General features: G+C 56.1%; 3 protein-coding genes and 1 pseudogene. 1 reads left to right on the forward strand and 3 read right to left on the reverse strand.

The features are described 5' to 3' along the window. Positions 1 to 346: 346 nt before the first annotated feature. On the reverse strand, positions 347 to 1,867 hold the full coding sequence (locus tag FHX09_RS29210; protein WP_132595305.1) for a type II toxin-antitoxin system VapC family toxin: 1,521 nt from the start codon (positions 1,865 to 1,867) through the stop codon (positions 347 to 349). A 120-nt stretch (positions 1,868 to 1,987) separates the two neighbouring features. Here FHX09_RS29210 and FHX09_RS29215 point away from each other — a divergent pair, with 120 nt between their 5' ends. Then, positions 1,988 to 2,200, forward strand: a complete 213-nt coding sequence (locus FHX09_RS29215) for a hypothetical protein (protein WP_165933232.1) — start codon at positions 1,988 to 1,990, stop codon at positions 2,198 to 2,200. 364 nt (positions 2,201 to 2,564) lie between these two features. On the opposite strand, the pseudogene FHX09_RS30235 reads toward FHX09_RS29215, so the two are convergent. Continuing rightward, positions 2,565 to 2,896, reverse strand: a pseudogene (locus FHX09_RS30235) (hypothetical protein); the annotation flags it as partial. 133 nt (positions 2,897 to 3,029) lie between these two features. Next, the coding region (locus tag FHX09_RS29220) for a hypothetical protein (protein ID WP_246699538.1) at positions 3,030 to 3,574 on the reverse strand (545 nt) is incomplete at its 5' end.

Raw genomic sequence — 3,574 nt, forward strand, 5'->3', positions numbered from 1 at the left:
ATCAGGTTGGTCTTGAACAACCCGACCCTAAATGGAAAACACTGATGGCCGCCTAAACCTCAGGACCTACACCACCTCCCGGGGCACGATCCGCCAAAAAGGTCACTTTAGTGACATTTGAATGGCGCAGTGGCGAACCTAGTGGCGCGCTACTAACTACAGTCAGTCGTGAGAAAACGGACCAATTCCTGGCCAATGTGTCTGTAACCCATTGATTTTTGGTCATCGAAAGCCAAATCCCGAACCGAAACTGGCCGGGCTGGAAGCAAAAACCGGCCAAGTCGCAGGCCAAAAGAAAAGGCCGGGATCAAAACCCGGCCTCAAACGGTGCTAATCACGTCAACAACTACAATCGATCGAGATCTGACGCCTTATAAAATGATGTTCCAGCCGCTTCGAAGGCGGGCCAGACTCCTGCTGCTTCAAACCGGTTCTGAAGGCTCCAGGTCCTTGTTCCAAGTGCCGTCGCGATATTCCCAATTGATACGTATGTTGACGTGAATTGTGACAAAGCTTTTGGCTCGACCACTGTTTGAAGCGCCCGCTTCACCGGATTGCGAACCTTCTTCGAGGTCAGGTGACCGTCCACGATGAGAGCTTTCACAATCCGGCTGGCGGCCGGAAGAAGCTTCTCGATTTCCCGAAGAGTGAAGCAGCCATGATGATCCTCCAACCGCGTCTTCGACTTGACCTCTTCCGGGTCGAGACGGATGTCGACAAAGGTCGACTCCGGAGCAACAGTTGCAACGCGTTCGAGGTGGCCGCCCAAAAGCAGATCGAAGATTTCGCGCAGGGTGCAGTTCGCCTGGCGGCGCACCGAGCTGATATCCGCCATGTTGTCTATCGCCTCGGTGGTAATCGCCGAGCGCAGCTTGCCGAGTAGCTCATCGGCTTGACTGATCTGGAAACGGCGATCAACCCGCTTGGAGACCTCACTGTCGTCACCGGCACCTCCGTATGGAACCAGTTCGCCTCCGCTCACAAGCTCCTCAAACCAGAGACGCGTCAGGCCGAGACGGTCCTTCGTTTCCTTGACGTCGATCGTCGCCTTCGCATCGCTCGCGAACTGCTCCATCGCCGCGGCATCGACGAGGATCCGTTCGAAGGTGTTCTTCGGGCCCCTCGGGTCGACGGTGCCGGAATTGACCAGGAGCTTGTAAAGACGCTTCGGGTGAACGTCGAACTGCTTGGACGCCGACTGTACGGAATGAAGTCGCCGTTCGGTGACAGGGCCAAAGAATTCGTCGCCGGGGCCGAGCGGAAGCGACCTAATCGCGACGTCCTTCATGATGTCGCGAATGGGATCGAACGCGGGATCCCTCGTTTCATGCGCCACCATCTCGTACAGACGGCCGAACAAGGATCGACCGCCCATACCCGCGAGAGGATCGAATACACCGGGAAGTTTGAAATACCGATCGATCAGGCCGTAGTCGCAGTCCGACGTGACGAGGGGGATGCCGTAGCTGATCGAGATCGCTGCAATTAGAAGGTCGTGACCTATCCTGCGATGCTTGGTGTGGGGCTGAACATGCCAAAGGTGCTTTAGCGCGTTCACGGAGAGCATCTCAGCATAAATGTCGGCCGAGCCCTCGGTGCCGATGTAGAGGAAATCCGCCTGCAGCACTTCTTCTATCATATCGCGGATGCGTCTGGACTGCGCGGCGTCGGACGAGAGCAGGAGGCCACGCTTCATTTCGACCATGACCGGAAAGCAGATGCAGAAGTCGACTGTCTCGCTCGCCTCGGCCAGCCACTCTCTCAAGCCGACCGGCGGCCGCTTCCTGGCGCGAGCGGCCAGGATGTTCGTGTCCAGGAGCAGCAAAGGTCTGGCCCCAAGTTCGCGGCCACGGTTGCTAGGCAACATCACGAGTCCAGAAAAGAAAATGACTACAATGAAAATCTGCAAATTGCTCTGGGCGAAAAGAAACAGTAGATTGAGGCTGGCGTCAAAAACAAAGATGCAACCCGTCAGAGATTCTATTGCATGAGCAAATATCGGCTTCCGATCCGCGACTTCTGCACTCGGGAAGAGTTCGAAGCTAATCCTGCACCCGCCCTTGATGCGGCCATGAAGGCGCCGGTCGTGATCAGTGCATCGAATGGCAGGTTTGTTCTTCGGTTCGAGGAAGGTCTGAAGCGGTCGGTCAAGGACTGGGCCCTGAGTCCCGGCCAGCTCGAGGACGACGATCGCCTATAGACGCGACTACGGCGAGAACTCGGCTTTTGGCGAAGGGCGATCGTTGAAAGCTCCCTCCATGGGCTCCCGCCGCCTATCGACACCGCTAGACGGCCGGTCTCACCCGCAATTCTGAAGCAGAACGGATCGAGCGCTTCCTTGGCGGCAGAGCTGAAGTCCTTGAGAAGGAACTCGGTGTCACCGCTAATTCCCGAGACGCCGAGAAGCATCGTTCTTCACAAGGTTGGCGTAAGCTATCCGATGAAAAAGGCAATGGTCGCCGAAGAGATTGCGATGATTCCAAAATATTAATGGCTTATCCCGTTTGCACAGGGACATACCGTAGATAGCATAGGGCATCGCTCAGCTTTAGCGCCGGGGCGGATTACACTGGCTTTGGCTGTGGCAGGAAAGGAAGCGCTGCTCGGCATCCTCGATGTCGTTCGTGACAATGCAGCGAGCCAACCACGAATAGAGTTGATTGCTGCAGCGCGTGCCGAAGCTTTCCATCATGCGTCCAGGCTCGATGCTCGACCTCGGCGATCAGGGTGGGCTGGACCCAAACAATGTTATTTCGCCGCCCATCGTAATCTACCGGCGGCCGCTTCCTGACGCGATGCGATCCAGCATGCTGCGGAGCGACGCCGCGCTGTTTTCGTTAAAGCCGGTGCCGACGTTGCCGAGGCCTTTTCGAGCAGCCAGTAGCAGACTGCCGATCCGAGGCTTATCGTCTAGTAGCAGGCGATCACCTTATGGGTTGGCGAGGCGGTGCAATAGCCGCTTCCGGGGCACGAAGGGTCGTCGCCCCACTTACAATAGACAGCGAGTGCCCCTAATCTCAGACGGTAGATTACCCGACCGTTGAGACAGCATGAACCTTCATGTCATCGCGAACTTCATAGAACTTGTTCCCGTCGATATATATGGAGTGGCAACTTGGCTTCTCGCCCTTTCCGTTCGAGCAAGCTTTGCCATCTTTGAAGGTAAGCTTGGTCTTCACGTCCATCATTTTCCCGTCGACGTTGGCCTTACCGGTGATAGTGCCCTTCTTCCAACTCCATACCAGATCGGCGGTCACGGGCTTCTCCAGATCGAAAATCTCGACCCTTACATGCTTGCCGTCAGCAAAGGCTTTGAACTCGTCCATCGTGACCTTCTTGGCACCTGCTGGAAGGTCCACGGCATATGCGTTTATGCCTGATAGTAAGAACGCCAGTGAACCAATGCTTGATAGAAACTTTCCCATGGCAAGGTCACTCCACCAAAAACTAGTACTAGCTAGTGCCCGTCCATAAACGGTTGGTTTTCTAGTGCTTGCAGCGCGTTTGGGTTCCGCTTGGTGGCCGCTTTGAAGCCATGCGGTGTGGCTTATGGGTGCTAATTGCGGCGGCCAGG

This window comes from Rhizobium sp. BK538 (genome assembly GCF_014197575.1).
Classification (GTDB): domain Bacteria; phylum Pseudomonadota; class Alphaproteobacteria; order Rhizobiales; family Rhizobiaceae; genus Rhizobium.

Coding starts and splice junctions, on each gene's coding strand:
- FHX09_RS29210 (WP_132595305.1), bottom strand. CDS start 1,867: ATGTTGCCTAGCAACCGTGGCCGCGAACTTGGGGCCAGACCTTTGCTG.
- FHX09_RS29215 (WP_165933232.1), top strand. CDS start 1,988: ATGAGCAAATATCGGCTTCCGATCCGCGACTTCTGCACTCGGGAAGAG.